The sequence below is a fragment of the Neobacillus drentensis genome (assembly GCF_036965245.1).
GTDB lineage: Bacteria > Bacillota > Bacilli > Bacillales > Cytobacillaceae > Neobacillus > Neobacillus drentensis_G.
In genome coordinates this window covers 159,405-177,317 of record NZ_JBALPG010000017.1, presented here as the reverse complement: position 1 = coordinate 177,317, position 17,913 = coordinate 159,405, and the positions used below count along the sequence as shown (strand labels likewise).

The following is a 17,913-nucleotide window of genomic DNA, read 5'->3' as shown; positions in this document are numbered from 1 at the left end:
GACTGTCCATTGCGGATAGTCCTATTAATTTCCTGATTTTTTCGTATCAGTCTTATTTTCCGGCAACTGAATTGATGGTGTTACACTGCCTCCGCCGTTATAGAATTGTGGAACCTCTCCTTCCACTAACGTACCACCCACCGGAATGCTTTGTTTTAGCTTCGTAATTTTTGTCGCAAACGGAGTAATAATTTGCACAGATACTTCTATTTCAACAGAAACCTGCACCCATGTATTATTAATCCCCATTTCTTTTGTATCAATATGAACATCCGGTTCCACTTCACCGATAGCATGGAATTTTACCGGTATTTTCGGTCCAATATTCCCTAGCAACGAAATATTCGTTGACTGTCCTAATGGCACATACCAGACAATTCCATCTTCTTTTCCCGTATTTTCTGTTTCAATTTCAACATCTGATTCTAATAAGGCAATATCACCTTTCTTGGCTGTTTTTAAATTTTTTTGAATTTGAGCGGTTGTTTCTGCCAAAACCCGATTAATTAAATCCGTATTCAACTGGGCGTTTTGCTTTTTCCCATCACTGCTTGGTGTTATTTTAATAACATCATTATTTTCCCCAACATTGGTCGTCCGTTTTGTAATGGCCCTATTAATAACAAGTGAAGCAATATTACGGGTTTCGGATTCAGCATACCTCATTAAGGCAGGCTCAATTCCCTTGTTTACGAGCACCAAACCTGTAGCAGTAGAGAAAAGGAAAAAAACGAATGTCAGCAGCATAACATATCGAAATGGCAACGGTCCCCGCTTAAAAAACCGTCGTCGAAATTTTGCCAAAGAAATCACCCCTTCAAGCTATATGTATGCCTGAAAAAGAGGAGCTAGCCCATAAAAAAAGCCTGCTAATCATAAGCAAGCATTTAAACCATTTTAAGCAAGGCGTCTTTACCAATCATCCCTTGATGAATCCCTAATTCTTCTGCCTCTAATGTTACAGACTCTAACGGGGCATTGAGAAGCTGGTCGATGGTTCTCACCCCAACAGCCCGGCCGGCAATAATTTTGCGATCCTTTAATTTTTCATTTAATAAGCCCACATCTAAAGCACCACACATAATATATCCTTTATCATTTGACACCGTTAATAAGGTGGTTTTTGGAAGTAAGACAGTAACAGCCAAAAAGGTATGGCCGTTAATTGCAATTGGCGAAAGATCAATCAAAGGGACCCACACTCCTTTCCTCCCTATCACAGTATGATGGTGATGGAAAATAGGTGATGGTTAGGAATGCATCTGCAGTTTCCATTTTAATAAATCTCGCAAAAATTCCGGCAGGAAATACTTTTTCTCCTTATACGGCAGTACTTCTTTGAAAAAATGACCAAACGTAAACATATCCGGCAGGGCTAACGTATAACCTCTTTCTTGCTCCAATTCCCTGCCATTAATAAAAATTTTATTCTTCTCAAAACGAATACCATCATAGACAAACACGCCTAGAATAGTACCTCTAAAACCGAGACCTTTTATTTGCTTATGTTGTAAGCACTCGTCTTTTGTCTGTAATAAAATTTCCTTTAATTCCTTTCCCGTCAATTCTACTACACACGGATTAATAGGGTGTGGACACGCCTCAAGTAAATCGTAATTTGTGACCTCTCCAGATAAGGTTCCTAAAAGAAGACCCGCGTTAACCATGGCACAATCTGCCCCACACCATTCTCTTAATGTCCTGGCAAGCAAAAGGGAAAAATTCGTTTCATGAAATGGATTGTGAACCAAAGGTTCGCTGAGAATCGTTACCCTTTGATTTAATAGTTCCTTTCCCTTTTTTGAAAAAGTATTTATTCGCTCCTTTTCGTTTCGAGGAGCTGGGAGATCATTAACGTCATAAAGAACCGCTTCCTGGTGGGTAACAGCCTTTTGTTCATTCAGATTGATGGCTATTTGGCCAACATAATATCCATACTTACCAGCGGCTCCAAGGAGTGTATTACCCACTAGTTTTCCTTTTTCAAACAAGTGATGGGTATGAGCACCTAATATAACATCGATTTCAGGGAATTCTACAGCAATCCGTTCGTCATCATGAATGCCAAGATGGGACAATACGATGATTAAGTCCGCTTCTTTCTTTAAGGGGCCAAGCCACTTTTTCAACTCAGCAATTGGCTCTGTCAGCTTCCAGCCAAGCAATTCATATAGATGTATAAAATGTGCAGTAAGGCCGATTACGCCCACCCGTGTTCCCTTTTTTGTATGATAAATCTTATAAGGTTTTACCCAATCCGGATAAATACCATTTTTGTGATAAAGGTTTGCGACAAGAACATCAAACTGGGCATTGTCATATAAATGATTTAAATCTTCATAGGGAAGGTTAACCCCTTCATTATTCCCAATCGTGACAGCTGTATATTGGCACTCATTTAATAGGGTGATATTTCCCTTTCCTTTCGTCGCCTCGGTAAACGGATGCCAACGATCAAGGAAATCACCAATATCAAAGAGGAAGACATCCTCATCTTGCTGCCGATGAAGCTTTTTTTTCTGTTGTAGAAATTGCAATATTCGCGGCCAATGTTCAAAGTGACTGTGAAAATCATTGGTATGGTAAATATGAATCGTTTCCATTTTTCAACCTTACCCAGCAAATCCTTGATAAATTAGGCGAATACCAACAACAACAAGGATGATTCTAATAATCAAGACTATCGTTTTGCTCTTTAGTTTTGAATTTAAAAATACTCCCACCTTAGCGCCAATCCATGCTCCCGGTATTAACGCCAATGCATATAGCCAGTTAACATTTCCCAAGGCGATATGAGTGATGGAGCTTAAGATGGATGTTGGTAAAATCATGAACATTGACGTTGCCGTTGCTACATGAGGTGGAAAGAAAAATAACAAGATCATCGTTGGGACCATGAGCGAGCCGCCGCCAATCCCAAAAATACCTGATAAAAATCCTACAATGAAGGAAATGATGACGGCGGTGATTGGACTAAAACCATATTCAAAGGTTTTTCCACTATTGTCGGTAAAGGTACGAACAATGCCCTTATCTTTCCGATAGGGAAGGGGCCTTAATTTATCTTTGACGACCAATACAATCGAGACAAACAAAATAAAGAGACCGAAATAGATATTGAAAGAGTGCAAATCTAATTTTTCTGTTACCCACGCACCAAGAATACTCCCTGGCCCGCTGCCAATAAGAAAGATTAATCCGCTTTTATAATCTACCGTTTTATGTTTCATATAGGCTAACGTCGAGGATAAACCGGTAAAAATCATCGTGAAGAGAGAAGTCCCAACCACTACCTGCGGAGTTAAGTTGCTGAATGTTGACAAAGTTGCTAAGTAAAGCAATGTAGGAACAACAATGATTCCTCCACCCATTCCGATAAGCGAACCCAATGAGCTCGCAACCAGACCTACTAAAACTAATATAATCCATTCCATTTTGTTTTCACCTTCTAGTGTCTGTGTTGTTATGCAAAAATCTTATATTGTCTTTCTAAAACGTATGAAAAATCACCTAAAAAAATAGGGCGTCTCGATCAAGTTCGATTTTCAAAATAAATCCAGCTGCCTTGGAGCGAGTCCCTCATATTCTATTTGTAAAAGATTCATCATTTCTTTTGCATTGTCCGCCGCATCACCGCCGGAGTTGTTGTTAAACAGGAGATAAACGTTATCACATTCCTTAGCTAACCTTTCGACGCGATCTGCCCATTCCTGCAGCTCTTTTTGATTATAGCGATAAAGGTAACGAACTTCGCGCCAGTTTTCTGCGTTTCGCTTTTGCCAGCCATTAACATTACGGCCATGAAATCTGACAAGGACATTTAGTGGATCAGTTACTTCAAGTACTGTGGGAATCGACCCTTCCCCGGATTGGGGTTCATCACAAATACTATGAATCCATTTTTCTGTCTTCATAAAATCGAGCGTTTTTTGAAGATATGCAGGTGCAAACCATGATTGATGTCTAAACTCTAAGGCACAGGGTATGTCGTCCATTTCATGTTTACACCATCTTATATAATCAACATTTTCCCGTCTACAAGTAAACCATGGTGGGAATTGAAACAGGACCATAGCTAATTTATTTTGTTGTATGTATGGTTCTAATGAGTCTTTAAAGGTCTTGAAGATCGCTTGTTTAGTTTCAAAAGGAATTTCGCCACGCTGATGGCCGGTCATTCCTTGGTAGGCTTTTACGATAAACTGGAAACACTTTGGCGTTTCATTGACCCATTTTTCAGCGTTTCTTTTTGGTTGAATCGAATAAAAAGCCGAATCGACTTCTACAATCGGAAAATGACCAGCATATACCTTAAGCTTATCCCGTGATTGTGTTTGATTCGGATATAGGCTATCATGATCGCCCCATCCTGTTACACCAATATAGATCAAGAAACTCACCTCCATTTATTAATAATAGCATAACCAGTTTTGCATCATATGGCAGATTCTTCGAAAAGCGTAATTTTTTCATGTTGGAAGTGCTCTACCGCCAATTGGCAGCGCTAATCCGCCAGTTATTCATTCTCACTCGATAGTTAACCTGGTTTCCAACACAAAAACCCGCCTGCCAATTCAGCAAGCGGGTAAATTTTTTCAAAAATATTAACCGATGGAACCTTCCATCTCGAACTTGATCAAGCGGTTCATTTCAACGGCATACTCCATTGGTAATTCTTTAGTAAACGGCTCGATGAAGCCCATAACAATCATCTCTGTAGCTTCTTGTTCTGAAATACCGCGGCTCATTAGGTAGAAGAGCTGCTCTTCAGATACTTTAGATACCTTCGCTTCGTGCTCAAGCGAGATATTGTCATTTAAGATTTCGTTATATGGAATTGTATCCGATGTTGATTGATTATCCATAATCAGCGTATCACATTCGATATTGGCACGGGCGCCATCGGCTTTACGGCCAAATTGAACAATACCGCGATAGGTTACTTTACCGCCATGCTTAGAAATCGATTTCGACACGATGGTTGAAGATGTATTTGGAGCTAAGTGAATCATTTTTGCTCCGGCATCCTGGTGCTGGCCTTTACCGGCAATCGCAATCGACAACGTCATACCGCGGGCCCCTTCACCTTTTAAAATAACAGCAGGATATTTCATTGTTAACTTGGAACCGATATTACCGTCAATCCATTCCATAGTTGCGTTTTCTTCACAGACTGCACGCTTGGTTACAAGGTTATAAACGTTGTTTGCCCAGTTTTGAATTGTTGTATAACGGCAGTAGGCATTCTTTTTAATAACGATCTCAACAACGGCACTATGCAAGGAATTGGTTGTATACACCGGTGCCGTACAGCCTTCAACGTAATGAACGTGTGCACCCTCGTCAACGATGATAAGAGTCCGTTCAAATTGCCCCATGTTTTCAGAGTTAATCCGGAAATAGGCTTGTAACGGAGTATCCACTTTTATACCTGGTGGAACATAAATAAATGACCCGCCAGACCAAACAGCTGAGTTTAGAGCCGCAAATTTGTTGTCAGTTGGTGGAATAACCTTTGCCCAGTGCTCACGGAAAATATCTTCATTTTCTCTTAAAGCGGAATCGGTATCTTTAAAGACAATTCCCAACTCTTCAAGGTCTTCCTTCATGTTATGGTAAACAACCTCTGATTCATATTGCGCAGAAACACCGGCAAGGTACTTTTGCTCTGCCTCAGGAATTCCCAGCTTATCAAAGGTTGCTTTAATTTCTTCCGGTACCTCGTCCCATGATTTCTCAGATTTTTCTGACGGCTTTACATAGTATGTGATTTCATCAAAGTTTAATGAATTCAAGTCGCCGCCCCATTGAGGCATTGGCATATTATAAAAATGCTCGAGTGATTTTAAGCGGAAGTCGAGCATCCACTGTGGTTCACCCTTCATCTTTGAAATTTCTTCAACAATCTCACGTGTTAAACCACGTTTTGATCGGAATATGGAAACGTCTTTATCGGCAAAACCATATTTATAATCACCGATCTCAGGCATTTTTTTCGCCATCGTCGTATTCCTCCATTCTTAAACGAAGGGGCTATACGTCGCCCCAACGTCCTATTCTTGTTCCTCTTCATTTAACCCTTTTTCCATCGCCTTCCATGCTAATGTAGCGCATTTGATACGAGCTGGAAACTTGGAAACACCTTGAAGTGCTTCAATATCACCTAAATCAATAGAATCGTCTGGCTCTTTTCCTAACATCATATCAGAAAAAATTTGTGATAATTGTAAAGCATCTTCGACTTTTTTCCCTTTAATCGCCTGTGTCATCATCGACGCTGATGACATTGAAATGGAACAGCCTTCACCCTCAAACCTGGCATCAGTGACGATTCCATCTTCGACTTTAAAAGTCAATTGAATTCGGTCTCCGCAGGTAGGGTTATTCATATTAATCGTATGGCTGCCATCTTCTAAAACGCCGCGATTACGAGGGTTTTTATAATGGTCCATAATTACTCTTCGGTAAAGTGCATCTAAATTAGAAGACATCGCTGAAATACTCCTTTGTTTTGACAAGCCCTTCAACAAGTTTATCAATATCTTCTTCCGTATTATATAAATAGAAGCTGGCACGTGCAGTTGCTGAAGCTTTAAGCCATCTCATCAGCGGCTGGGCACAATGATGTCCAGCGCGGACAGCAATACCTTCTGCATCCAAAACCGTTGCAACATCATGTGGATGTACATCACTAATATTAAAAGTGACGAGTCCTGCACGCTTGGATGCATCAAGCGGTCCATAAATGGTCATTCCTTCAACAGCTGACATTTTTTCTAAGGCATAGGCAGCAAGTTTATGTTCATGCTCAGCAATATTGTCTAAGCCAACTTCATTTAAAAAGTCGATGGCGGCCCCAAGACCAATAGCACCCGCAATAATAGGTGTCCCGCCTTCAAATTTCCAAGGCAGCTCCTTCCATGTTGATTCGTACAAATGGACGAAATCAATCATTTCACCGCCAAATTCGATCGGCTCCATGTTTTCAAGCAGCTGTTTTTTTCCATAAAGAACACCAATGCCGGTCGGACCGCACATTTTATGTCCGGAAAAGGCAAAAAAATCACAATCTAAGTCTTGGACATCAATTTTCATATGCGGTGCACTTTGAGCACCATCGACAACCATGACTGCGCCATTTTCGTGGGCAATTTGAGCAATTTCTTTTACAGGATTAATGACGCCAAGGACGTTTGACACATGCATCACAGACACTATTTTAGTGTTTGGCGTAATTGCAGCACGAACATCATCAAGGGAAATGGTGCCATCCTCTTGCAGTGGAATATACTTTAACTGGGCACCTGTCCGTCTCGCTACCTGCTGCCACGGAATAATATTACTATGGTGCTCCATATAGGTAATAACAATTTCGTCGCCTTCTTTTACGTTCGCGGCAGCATAGCTTGCTGCCACCGTATTGATTGAAGTCGTTGTCCCTCTTGTAAAGATAACTTCCTGAGTCGATTTCGCATTTATAAACTTACGAACCTTTTCCCTTGCCCCTTCATATGCATCAGTTGCTCTTGTTCCTAGTGTATGCACACCGCGATGGACATTGGAATTGATTTCACGATAATATTTTTCAATAGCCTCGATTACTTGGAGGGGCTTTTGTGATGTTGCCGAACTATCCAAATATACCAATGGCTTGCCATTAACTTCTTGATCTAATATTGGAAACTGCTTGCGAATATCCCCGATATTCATTAGCGTACTTTCCTTTCGATCACTTCAGTTAGCTGTTTCTTTACTCCATCAATCGGAAGTTGTTTAACAACTGGTGCAAGGAAACCATGAATCACTAAACGCTCAGCTTCTGTTTTAGGGATCCCTCGGCTCATGAGGTAATACAATTGGACTGGATCGACGCGGCCTACAGAGGCAGCATGGCCAGCTACAACATCATCTTCATCAATTAGCAAAATTGGATTTGCGTCTCCACGTGCTTTTTCACTTAGCATAAGAACACGTGAGGTTTGTTCTGCATCAGATTTAGATGCTCCATGTTCTATTTTGCCAATTCCGTTAAAGATCGATGTCGCACTTTCCTTCACAACACCATGATTTAAAATAGTTCCTACTGTATGCTTTCCAAAATGAACAACCTTCGTGGTAAAGTTTTGTGTTTGCTCCCCACGTCCGACGACAACTGTTTTTGTATCGCCATAGGAACCATCACCAAGTAGATTCGTTGTGTTTTCAGAAATTGTATTTCCCTCGTTCATTAGACCAAGAGCCCATTCAATGCGGGAATCTCTTCCGGCAACACCGCGGCGATTTACATAAGTGGTAATTCCTTTAGCCAAGGTATCAACAGCACCATATTGAACCTTTGCATTTACATTAGCAATCACTTCAGTCAAGATATTGACTAAAGCATTAGATGTTTCCATTGTAGAAATATAGTTCTCTACATATGTTACTGAGCTATTATCATCTGCTACAACAATAACATGGTTAAATAGATTAGCTTCGGCATTGTCGTGTACATAAACAGCTTGAATTGGTTCAGTAATTTCCACATTTTTTGGAACGTATAAGAAAACTCCACCGTTTACAAGTGCCGCATGAAGTGCAGTTAAGCGATGTTCATCAACGTTAATGGCCTGCGTCATATAATACTTTTTCAATAGATCTCCATGTTCCCTTGCAGCGGTGAAAATATCAGTAAAAATAACACCTTTGCTTTTCAAGTCTTCTGATAACGATAAAAAAGCAGGAGTTTGGTTTCGTTGAATATATAAATTCTTCATTTCCGCATCCAAATCAACTAATGACTTTACTTCTTCCGGAAGTTCAGCAAGTGATGGATATACATCGCTTTTTACAGTATGTTGATTGAATTGAGTGAAATTCCATTTATCGATTTTCGTTTTATCAGGTCTAGGCATTGGCAGTTGATCAAAATCATTTAATGCCTTTAGACGAAACTCTTCAAACCATGCAGGCTCGCTCATTTCTTTTGAAAAAGAACTTACAAACCCATTATCAAATGGTAATTTTGTTTCTGTTGTCATTGTAATCCTCCTAACACTCTCTTACGCTTCTTGCCCAACTGTTTCATCTTCAATTCCGAGCTCTTGCTTGATCCAGTCATATCCTTCTGCTTCTAAGCGTTGTGCCAGTTCCGGACCGCCAGATTTCACAATACGGCCTTGCATCATTACGTGCACATAGTCAGGAGTGATATAGTTTAAAAGACGTTGATAGTGGGTGATCACTAAGCAGCCAAACTCTTCGCCGCGCATTTCATTGATTCCCTTAGAAACAACCTTTAAGGCATCAATGTCTAATCCAGAGTCGATTTCATCCAAGATTGCAATTTTTGGTTGAAGCATCATTAATTGCAAGATTTCATTACGCTTTTTCTCTCCGCCGGAGAAACCTTCGTTTAAATAGCGCTGTGCCATATCAAGGTCCATTTCAAGGAATTCCATTTGCTTATCCATTTGACGGATAAACTTCATAAGAGAAATCTCGTTTCCTTCTCCTCGGCGGCTATTGATTGCTGAACGTAAAAAATCAGCATTTGTTACGCCGTTAATCTCACTTGGATATTGCATCGCTAAGAATAGACCTGCACGTGCACGCTCATCTACTTCCATTTCAAGGACGTTTTGTCCATCTAATGTAATGTTTCCGCTAGTTACTTCATATTTTGGGTGGCCCATGATTGCCGATGACAATGTGGATTTACCAGTACCGTTTGGACCCATGATTGCGTGGATTTCTCCACCCTTTATTTCAAGGTTTACACCTTTTAAAATTTCTTTCCCATCAATTTCTACATGTAAATCTTTGATCGTTAAAGTTGATCCAGCCATATCTATACCTCCGAAAAGAAAGTTTTGTATCCTGGCCGATAGAAAATCACTATCGGCATAAGTGCAACTACGCCTCTGTCATCGCCTAACGGCTCGCCAATCGGCAAGTTTTCTTTATAGACCGCTTTGGTCTGTATTTCTATTCTCATTTTATTCTCATTCCAATCTTATAACAAATGAAATGTATTAGCAACACTTAAACTGTAAAAACAAAGGTACTATTTTCATTAAGAAGGCTCTAAATGAGAATGCGAATGGTTTAGTAGAGAAAATTCTGATAAAACGAAACTTCCATCAGCAGGGTTCTTCCCCACTGATGATTAGCTGCACTAATCAGGCTTTACGGGTTGTTGCTCCCGTTTACCCATCATTCTATCAAATTCTTGAAATATGGGGCTTACTGCCCGTTAATACAGGAATATAAATAACTATGTAATATACACCCGTTTAAAATCATACCTCATTTTTTGGACATTTCCAACTGATTCAAAGTGTTAAATCCCTTCTATTTTTACCCAATTAGCAGGATTCATGTATGAAGTGACTAGCCCCGGTAGAAATAGAAAAAGCCAGTGAATCAATCACTGACTAATGTCTTTCTTCCTATTAATATGTTACTCAGAAACCGGAACAACGGCACCTTTGTATTTTTCAAGAATAAAGTCTTGAATTTCTTTTGAATGTAAAACTTCTACAAGTGTTTTTATCGCTTCTTTGTTTTCATCACCTTTACGAACAGCAATGATGTTCACATACGGTGATTCTTTATCTTCAATTGCAATAGAATCCTTTACAGGGTTAAGGCCGCCATCAATCGCAAAGTTTGAATTAATTAATACCGCATCACCTTCGCCATTATTAAAAATCTGTGGTAATAATTTGGCCTCATAGTTTGCATCAAATTTAAGCTTCTTAGGATTTTCTACTACATCTTTTAGCTCAGCTTTTGTTTTATCGATTCCGTCTTTTAACTTGATTAAGCCTTCTTTTTCAAGTAATGAAAGCAGACGGCCATGGTCAGCTACAGAATTGCTCATGATTATGTGTGCGCCTTCTGGAAGATCGCTAAGCTTTTTGTATTTTTTTGAATAAATACCGATTGGCTCGATGTGGATGCCTCCAGCATTGACAAAACCATAGCCAAACTCTTTATTTTGACCCTCTAGGTATGGGATGTGCTGGAAATAGTTCGCGTCTAATTCTTTTGACTTTAAGGCCTTGTTTGGCAACACATAGTCTGTAAATGTTTCAATTTTAAGATCAATGCCTTTTTCTTTTAAAATTGGTTTTGCTTTTTCAAGAATTTCTGCGTGAGGAACGGTAGAAGCTCCAATAACTAATTTTGTTGTTTCGCCTTTTTCACTTGTACCACTAGATTTTTCCTCCGTTTTCCCACAGGCAGCTACAACAAATACGATGGATAATGCTAAAAGTAAACTTAATAATTTCTTCATGCTGACCTCTCCTTTATCGTTTATCTAGTTTTGATGTGATGAAATCTCCAATAAATTGAATCACAAATACTATAATTAAAATGATAACCGTAGCGACAAATGTAACATCATTTTGGTTTCGTTGAAATCCGTAGTTGTAAGCGAGACTACCTAAACCACCGGCACCAATCGCTCCTGCCATCGCCGTGTACCCAACAAGAGCAATTGCTGTGACGGTAATCCCTGAAATAAGTGCCGGCATTGATTCCGGCAATAATACCTTCCAAATGATGGTTCCAGTTGTTGCTCCCATTGACTTTGCGGCTTCAATGACACCTTTATCAATTTCTCTGAGACCAATTTCAACCATCCTTGCGTAAAACGGAGCAGCACCAATAATTAGTGCTGGCATTGCAGCATTTTCTCCAATCATCGTTCCTACTAAAAACGTTGTAAATGGAATTAATAACACAATTAAGATAATAAAGGGAATTGAGCGAAAGATATTAACAATCGCACTGATAACCGTATTAATCGGTTTATTTTCCCATATATTCCCTTTTGCAGTAAGAAATAATATTAATCCAAGTATAGTGCCTAAAATAAACGTAACAAGAACAGATATACCCGTCATATAAAGGGTATTCTTTGTTTCTTCCCACATAATGAGCCAATCAACATTGGGAAAATATTGATTAATCATTTGTAACCACCTCCACTCCTACCTGCTGTGAACGAATAAAATCGACTGCCTTATCCACTTCTTCTTCGTTCCCATCGATATGAATGAAAAGCGTTCCGTACGAACCACTTTGAGTTTGCGAAATTTTCCCTTGCAGGATGTTAACGATGACATTATAATGGCGGATTAAATTCGTAATCAGCGGCTGCTCAGCCGATTCACCAATAAACGTTAATTGGACAATTCGACCTGAACGATAGTTTTCAAGCATATGATCTGCTGTTTCCTTCGTTTCCTCAGGCTCTGATACCTGCTGCACAAATCGTTTAGTGATCGGCTGCTGCGGATTTTTAAACACATCGAGGACAGAACCAAGTTCAACTACTCTGCCGCTTTCCATCACAGCCACCCGGTGACAGATTTTACGAATGACATGCATTTCATGAGTAATCAAAACAATCGTTAAACCGAGCCGCTTATTGATATCCACTAACAATTCTAAAATCGAATCGGTCGTTTGCGGATCGAGGGCTGAAGTCGCTTCATCACAAAGCAGCACCTTAGGGTTATTTGCAAGCGCTCTAGCAATACCAACCCGTTGCTTTTGCCCTCCGCTAAGCTGGGAAGGATAAGCATTTTCACGGCCCTCTAGACCAACCAGCTTAACAAGCTCTGCCACCCGTTCCTTTCTTTCCGGCCCTTTGACACCTGCAATTTCTAGTGGAAAAGCAATATTTTCACCCACTGTTCTGGACCACAGCAAATTAAAATGCTGGAAAATCATGCTGATTTCCTGACGGGCTTTTCGAAGTTCAGCACCCTTTATCTTTGAAATAACCCGTCCAGCAACCGTGACACTTCCATCAGTTGGCAGTTCCAGTCCATTTAACATGCGGATTAAGGTACTTTTCCCAGCACCACTATAACCAATCACTCCGAAAATTTCTCCTTCTTGGATCTCAAGCTTCACCTGATCGACTGCCTTTAGCTCACCTTGCTTGGAAGGATAAATCTTGCTGACATTTTTAATTGAAATCACTTGAATCACCTGCTTCTTATCCTGATTAACAGTTACTTGAATATAGGGTTTAACTGTTTTAGCGTAAAGATTCAACTATTTTGAAAAATAAAAAGCCTCTCTGCGCAGGCAGAAAGGCATTACGAACTAAACCTTTCTCCCATCTCCCAAAGCAAATGCTTTGTGTGAATTGGCACCATTTCAATAAAATTGACGGTTGCCGGGCTTCATCGGGCACATCCCTCCACCTCTCTTGATAAGAGCTAACAGCTTCTATATTCAATTAACACATTAAATGATTTACGTAATTTAATTACGAAAGCTATCGTATCATGGATGAAAAGGGGTGTCAACGGAAATTTCTTCATTTTCGAAAAAATACAACTAGGTAATTTTTAGGCATTTGCCTTCAACGAAGCTAAGCCTGTTGCTGCCTCAATCGCTGATTCGAGATCCTCGATTAAATCTTCTACATTTTCGATTCCGATGGAAAGTCGGATTAAATCCTCTGGAACACCTGCCGCCTTAAGTCCTTCCGCATCTAATTGCTGATGTGTCGTACTTGCCGGGTGAATGATTAAGCTTTTTGCATCGCCAACATTGGCAACATGTGCCCATAGTGATAACGAATCAATCAGTTTAGCCCCTGCTGCTTTGCCGCCTTTAATACCAAAGATCACCATCGATCCTGTGCCTTTTGGAAGATACTTTTTCGCTAATTCATGGTCAGGGTGTGAAGGATGCCCAGGATAGGAAACCCAGTCAACCGCAGGGTGATTTAGTAAATAATCGACTATTTGTCTTGTATTGGACACATGCTCCTTCATTCGGACATGAAGGGTTTCAAGTCCAAGCGTAAACTGGAAGGCATTTTGCGGACTAAGGGCAGGGCCAAGATCACGCAATAATTGCACGCGGGCTTTAATGATATAAGCCGCAGCACCGAGAGCTTCTGCATAAACAAGATCATGATAGCTAGCATCCGGAGTCGTGAAGCCAGGGAATTTCGGTGAATTCCAATCAAACTTACCACCGTCAACAATAATGCCGCCTGTTGTTGTCCCATTACCTAAAAGCCATTTAGTCGCCGAGTGTACGACAATGTCGGCACCATACTCGATTGGCCGGCATAGATACGGCGTTGCAAAGGTATTGTCAATAATTAATGGAATCCCGACCTCATGAGCAATTTCTGCTGTTTTTTCAATATCTAGTACACGTAAGCTTGGATTACCAATTGTTTCTGCAAAAACTGCTTTTGTTTTTTCCGTAATTGCAGTCCGGAAATTTTCTGGATCATCAGCATCAACAAATTTTACGTTAATTCCATATTTCGGAAGAGTAACAGCAAATAAATTGTAGGTTCCGCCATAAAGGTTCGATGCAGCGACAATTTCATCCCCCGCTTGGGCAAGGTTTAAAATCGCGAGCGTAATCGCTGCCATGCCGCTCGCAACTGCAAGGGCGCCAACGCCGCCTTCTAATAATGCCACCCTTTCTTCAAAAACAGTGGTCGTTGGATTGTGAATCCGGGTATATATGTAGCCAGGTTCCGCTAAGCTGAAAAGGTTTGCCGCATGTTCGGTATTTTTAAATTGATAGGCATTGTTTTGATAAATCGGAACAGCACGAGCGCCTGTCACCGGATCCGGAGCCAAACCACCATGAACACTTAAAGTTTCAAATCGATATTTCTTTTGATTTTCTGCCATACTAAGTTCCTCCTCCTTTGATAAATTAATAAGCCCCCAATTCATAAGAAGAGGGGGCTCTCTCTTCTCATCTCCCAGAGCTTTAAAGCTCTGCTGGATTTAGCACCGTGTTACAAACCGGTTGCCGGGCTTCATAGGGCCAGTCCCTCCACCACTCTTGATAAGAATGCTTTATTGAATTATTTTTATTGATAGAATATTTAAATAATAGATTACATGAAGATTAATTCCGAGTCAATACCTTTGATTAAATTATTTTTATGAACTAGCTGTTCTGTGCTTTTGTTAAAAAGAAAATCGACTCTAGTAAAAGAGTAGTTCGTAATGGTGTTGAAGCCTTCAATTGCCCTTGCTGTTCAAGAACCCTAAGCCTTTCCGTCCCTTCAAAGAGCTGTTTCATTGCGGTTGGGGATCCGCTAATCTCGTATTTCACCTGCTGTCCGTCAAGATTTTGCAAGAAAAGTATTCCGCCATTTTTTATGTTTAACTGAATGATTTGCTGATCACAATGAAGGTTTACCTGTATATCGGCCTGATGAATTAAGGGTAGGACATGCCCCTGATCTTTGATTTTTACTAGAAATGTTTTTATCGCATCGATCATTTACATCACTCCGGTCTACTCACTTTTACATTACTAATTCAGCAAGTGGGGACGGATTCCTTTTATTATCACTCGACATTTCTCTATGCTTTGGCAGTGTTTCGGCTATCACTCGACATTTCTTTATGCTTTGGCAGTGTTTCGGCAATTTCCTGAGAAATATGTCGTATCTTTATGAAATTTTAGCAGGTGCTGACGTTTCTTTTTTACCGGTGAACCCTTTAAATACCAGGAAGAAATAAATGGAACCGATTAGATATAATGTTGCGGTAATCGTGAACACATAGGCGTAGCCCCAATACGAGCCGTATTTTACAACAATTCCTGTGGAAACCGGCCCCATGAATGCCCACCCTAAATTAAACACCATTTGGTTAACTGAATTCGCGAGTCCCTTCATCGAGTCGTTTACTTTCGACATCATTAATGACATTTGGATTGGGTTACCGGCGTTCATTAATGCTTGGCGAAAAAGAAAACCAAGTGCCGCCAGCCATAACTGTTCTGTATAAGCTGTTAATAAAAGGAATGGAAGAGATGCAAGCTGTAAATAAACAACTGCCTTCACGTCACCGACTTTTTTGACCACGAGCGGACCAATAAACATCGCTAAGGCCGTTGCTGCTTGCCCAAGTGAGATGATTAAACCGATTGATGTTGTGGAAGCGCTAAAGCGGTCTGCAAAATACAGATTTAAATATGGAATAACAAGCCCTGCTCCAAAGCCAATCAATAGCTGCGCAATCGCAAATAATACAATCAACTTCATTCCATCATTTTTCCAAGCTATTGAAGGGTTAAATTTCTTCTTTTCAGCTGGTTTCTGTTTAGGAAGTTCATCGAATTTCATTGTCGGAAAGATTCCAATTAGATAAATGACTGCCCCAATGATCAAGGTGAAACGGATGCTATTTATATCGCTGGCAAAGGAAGAAAATATGTCCGTTAACATTCCGCCTAAGAGGTTACCGATAACATTCGCAGCGGTCATAAAGGCAAAATAAAGGCTGAATAGGTTCACCCTCTGTTCCGCAGTTGAATTTTCGGCGAGCCATGGAATACCTGATACCTGCAAGAAGGCCATTGTCAAACCGCTGGTAAAGGCAAGTGAGATTAGCACCCCTTGTGTGGAAAAAATACTCCTCAACAGCAATACTGCTCCAGAAATTAAGATGCCATAAAAAAATACTCTTTTTCGCCCATAACGGTCACTAATGAGTCCTGCCGGTACTAGGATAATCGCTGTAGCAAGCGAGGTCATCGCAATTACCTGGCCATTAACCGCCTCTGTGTAGCCGAGTTTACGGATATAAAAATTGTAAATAACCATGAAAATGCCAAGGCCTATTTGCGTGAAAATATTTGCCATAAAGCTTAACTTGATGTTCCGATTATACGTTTGAAATTGTGCAGCCCAGTTATAATAAAAGGCCATTTGGTTTCGCCCCTTTGGTTATTTCGTATCCCTAAGTATCATAATGCATAACAGAAGTTTTTGTAAATGGTGAAATTTCTGATTTTTTGTGTATTTCCGGCATAATCGAATTTTTTGGCAAAATGTTGAAAAGTATTCAAATACTCATATACGATTTCGGGGTTTTTTTTATAAAATGTAATTGGAAAGGAAGTGGAATATGAATTTTAAACCTCGCTCTGAACCAGTTGAAGCAATAATTCTGAGAATCCTTAACGCCCGAATGCCTTTGGGTGAAAAAGACAAACAACACTTTCATAATCTTGTAAAGGGTTATGAGGGTGAAGTAATGTTTGACTTTTTGACAGAAAAACTTCAATGTCAAAGCTATATTTTAAATGACTTGTTTCTTGAATCTAGCGGCAGTAAATTTCAAATTGATTCATTAATGTTGACTCAAGAAACTCTATACCTTTTCGAAGTGAAAAATTACGAAGGTGATTTTTATTTTGAAAATGACAGGTTCTATACGATTTCCAAAAAAGAAAAGGAAATTAAGAATCCACTGCAACAGCTTGAACGAAGTGAATCCTTGCTCCGTCAACTGCTCCAGAATCTAGGGTATCGGATACCTATCGAGGCATATGTTGTCTTTATCAACCCCGAGTTTAATTTATATCAAGCCCCTCTTAACAAACCTATTATTTATCCGAATCAGCTCAATCGTTTTATAAAAAAATTAAAGATGAGGTCATCAAAATTAAACGGATTTCACAAAGAGATGGCTAACCAATTAGTTTCTTTGCATCAAATTGAATCACCTCATAACAGGTTACCTCTCTATGATTATGCTCAACTAAAAAAGGGTATCATTTGTTCTGCATGCCACTCATTAAAGACCACTGTCGTTGAAAGGAAATTCGTATGTGAAGTTTGTGAACACCAAGAAGATATTGATCACGTTTTATTGAGGACTGTAGAGGAATTGAAGCTGCTTTTTCCGGATAAAAAGATTACCACTGTTGTGGTTCATGAATGGTGTAAGGTGGTGGAGTCGGTAAAAACAATTAGGAGGATTTTGAAGCAGAACTTGAGATACATTGGAAAGACAAAAGGTTCCTATTATGAGTAATGACGAACTCCTTTTTCCTGCCTTGGGCACAATTAATTTTTGTGACCGCAGCTACCTTTCTTTTCCTGAGCAGGGCACAATTAATTTTTTT

18 protein-coding genes and 2 riboswitches are annotated in these 17,913 nt (G+C 39.9%); of the genes, 1 reads left to right on the top strand and 17 read right to left on the bottom strand.

Features of this window, described 5'->3' with window-relative positions; all coding sequences use genetic code 11:
* Positions 1–24: 24 nt before the first annotated feature.
* The 17 genes from yunB to V7150_RS04985 all read right to left on the bottom strand — a co-directional run bounded on the left by yunB (position 25) and on the right by V7150_RS04985 (position 16,711).
* A complete protein-coding gene (gene yunB / locus V7150_RS05065) occupies positions 25–804 on the bottom strand; it encodes a sporulation protein YunB (protein ID WP_335514340.1) in 780 nt (259 codons plus the stop codon).
* A gap of 83 nt (positions 805–887) precedes the next feature.
* Positions 888–1,190 (bottom strand): YunC family protein, encoded by a 303-nt coding sequence (locus V7150_RS05060; RefSeq protein WP_335514398.1) that lies wholly within the window; start codon positions 1,188–1,190, stop codon positions 888–890.
* 60 nt (positions 1,191–1,250) lie between these two features.
* Positions 1,251–2,603, bottom strand: a complete 1,353-nt coding sequence (locus V7150_RS05055; RefSeq protein ID WP_335514336.1) for a bifunctional metallophosphatase/5'-nucleotidase — start codon at positions 2,601–2,603, stop codon at positions 1,251–1,253.
* A gap of 9 nt (positions 2,604–2,612) precedes the next feature.
* The gene (locus V7150_RS05050) at positions 2,613–3,434 is read right to left on the bottom strand and encodes a sulfite exporter TauE/SafE family protein (RefSeq protein WP_335514334.1); all 822 of its coding nucleotides are present in this window, start codon (positions 3,432–3,434) and stop codon (positions 2,613–2,615) included.
* Positions 3,435–3,545: 111 nt separating this feature from the next.
* Positions 3,546–4,391 carry a DUF72 domain-containing protein gene (locus V7150_RS05045; protein WP_335514331.1) on the bottom strand — a complete coding sequence of 282 codons (846 nt, stop codon included), beginning with the start codon at positions 4,389–4,391 and terminating at the stop codon, positions 3,546–3,548.
* A 213-nt stretch (positions 4,392–4,604) separates the two neighbouring features.
* On the bottom strand, positions 4,605–6,002 hold the full coding sequence (gene sufB, locus V7150_RS05040; RefSeq protein WP_335514329.1) for a Fe-S cluster assembly protein SufB: 1,398 nt from the start codon (positions 6,000–6,002) through the stop codon (positions 4,605–4,607).
* Positions 6,003–6,053: 51 nt separating this feature from the next.
* The gene (sufU, locus tag V7150_RS05035; RefSeq protein ID WP_283920057.1) at positions 6,054–6,491 is read right to left on the bottom strand and encodes a Fe-S cluster assembly sulfur transfer protein SufU; all 438 of its coding nucleotides are present in this window, start codon (positions 6,489–6,491) and stop codon (positions 6,054–6,056) included.
* The gene (locus V7150_RS05030) at positions 6,481–7,710 is read right to left on the bottom strand and encodes a cysteine desulfurase (protein ID WP_335514323.1); all 1,230 of its coding nucleotides are present in this window, start codon (positions 7,708–7,710) and stop codon (positions 6,481–6,483) included. The genes sufU and V7150_RS05030 overlap by 11 nt, the downstream gene beginning before the upstream one ends.
* Positions 7,710–9,020 carry a Fe-S cluster assembly protein SufD gene (sufD, locus tag V7150_RS05025; RefSeq protein WP_335514318.1) on the bottom strand — a complete coding sequence of 437 codons (1,311 nt, stop codon included), beginning with the start codon at positions 9,018–9,020 and terminating at the stop codon, positions 7,710–7,712. Before sufD ends, V7150_RS05030 begins: the two co-directional genes overlap by 1 nt.
* A gap of 21 nt (positions 9,021–9,041) precedes the next feature.
* Complete coding sequence (sufC, locus tag V7150_RS05020; RefSeq protein ID WP_283920060.1) at positions 9,042–9,827, bottom strand: Fe-S cluster assembly ATPase SufC; 786 nt, start codon at positions 9,825–9,827, stop codon at positions 9,042–9,044.
* 2 nt (positions 9,828–9,829) lie between these two features.
* Positions 9,830–9,976, bottom strand: a complete 147-nt coding sequence (locus V7150_RS05015; protein WP_335514312.1) for a hypothetical protein — start codon at positions 9,974–9,976, stop codon at positions 9,830–9,832.
* A 465-nt stretch (positions 9,977–10,441) separates the two neighbouring features.
* On the bottom strand, positions 10,442–11,281 hold the full coding sequence (locus tag V7150_RS05010) for a MetQ/NlpA family ABC transporter substrate-binding protein (protein ID WP_335514309.1): 840 nt from the start codon (positions 11,279–11,281) through the stop codon (positions 10,442–10,444).
* 13 nt (positions 11,282–11,294) lie between these two features.
* Positions 11,295–11,963 (bottom strand): methionine ABC transporter permease, encoded by a 669-nt coding sequence (locus V7150_RS05005; RefSeq protein ID WP_335514306.1) that lies wholly within the window; start codon positions 11,961–11,963, stop codon positions 11,295–11,297.
* Positions 11,956–12,981 (bottom strand): methionine ABC transporter ATP-binding protein, encoded by a 1,026-nt coding sequence (locus tag V7150_RS05000; RefSeq protein WP_335514395.1) that lies wholly within the window; start codon positions 12,979–12,981, stop codon positions 11,956–11,958. The genes V7150_RS05005 and V7150_RS05000 overlap by 8 nt, the downstream gene beginning before the upstream one ends.
* Positions 12,982–13,117: 136 nt before the next feature.
* A riboswitch (SAM riboswitch) is annotated at positions 13,118–13,223 on the bottom strand.
* A 132-nt stretch (positions 13,224–13,355) separates the two neighbouring features.
* Entirely contained in the window at positions 13,356–14,672 is a 1,317-nt protein-coding gene (locus V7150_RS04995) for an O-acetylhomoserine aminocarboxypropyltransferase/cysteine synthase family protein (protein WP_335514303.1), read from the bottom strand.
* Between the two features lie 64 nt (positions 14,673–14,736).
* Positions 14,737–14,839: riboswitch (SAM riboswitch) on the bottom strand.
* Positions 14,840–14,937: 98 nt separating this feature from the next.
* On the bottom strand, positions 14,938–15,276 hold the full coding sequence (locus tag V7150_RS04990) for a hypothetical protein (protein WP_335514301.1): 339 nt from the start codon (positions 15,274–15,276) through the stop codon (positions 14,938–14,940).
* Positions 15,277–15,448: 172 nt separating this feature from the next.
* Positions 15,449–16,711: an MFS transporter gene (locus V7150_RS04985; protein WP_335514300.1), complete on the bottom strand. Its 1,263-nt coding sequence runs from the start codon at positions 16,709–16,711 to the stop codon at positions 15,449–15,451.
* Positions 16,712–16,910: 199 nt separating this feature from the next.
* Here V7150_RS04985 and V7150_RS04980 point away from each other — a divergent pair, with 199 nt between their 5' ends.
* Positions 16,911–17,822: a nuclease-related domain-containing protein gene (locus V7150_RS04980; protein ID WP_335514297.1), complete on the top strand. Its 912-nt coding sequence runs from the start codon at positions 16,911–16,913 to the stop codon at positions 17,820–17,822.
* The last annotated feature ends 91 nt before the right edge of the window (positions 17,823–17,913 follow it).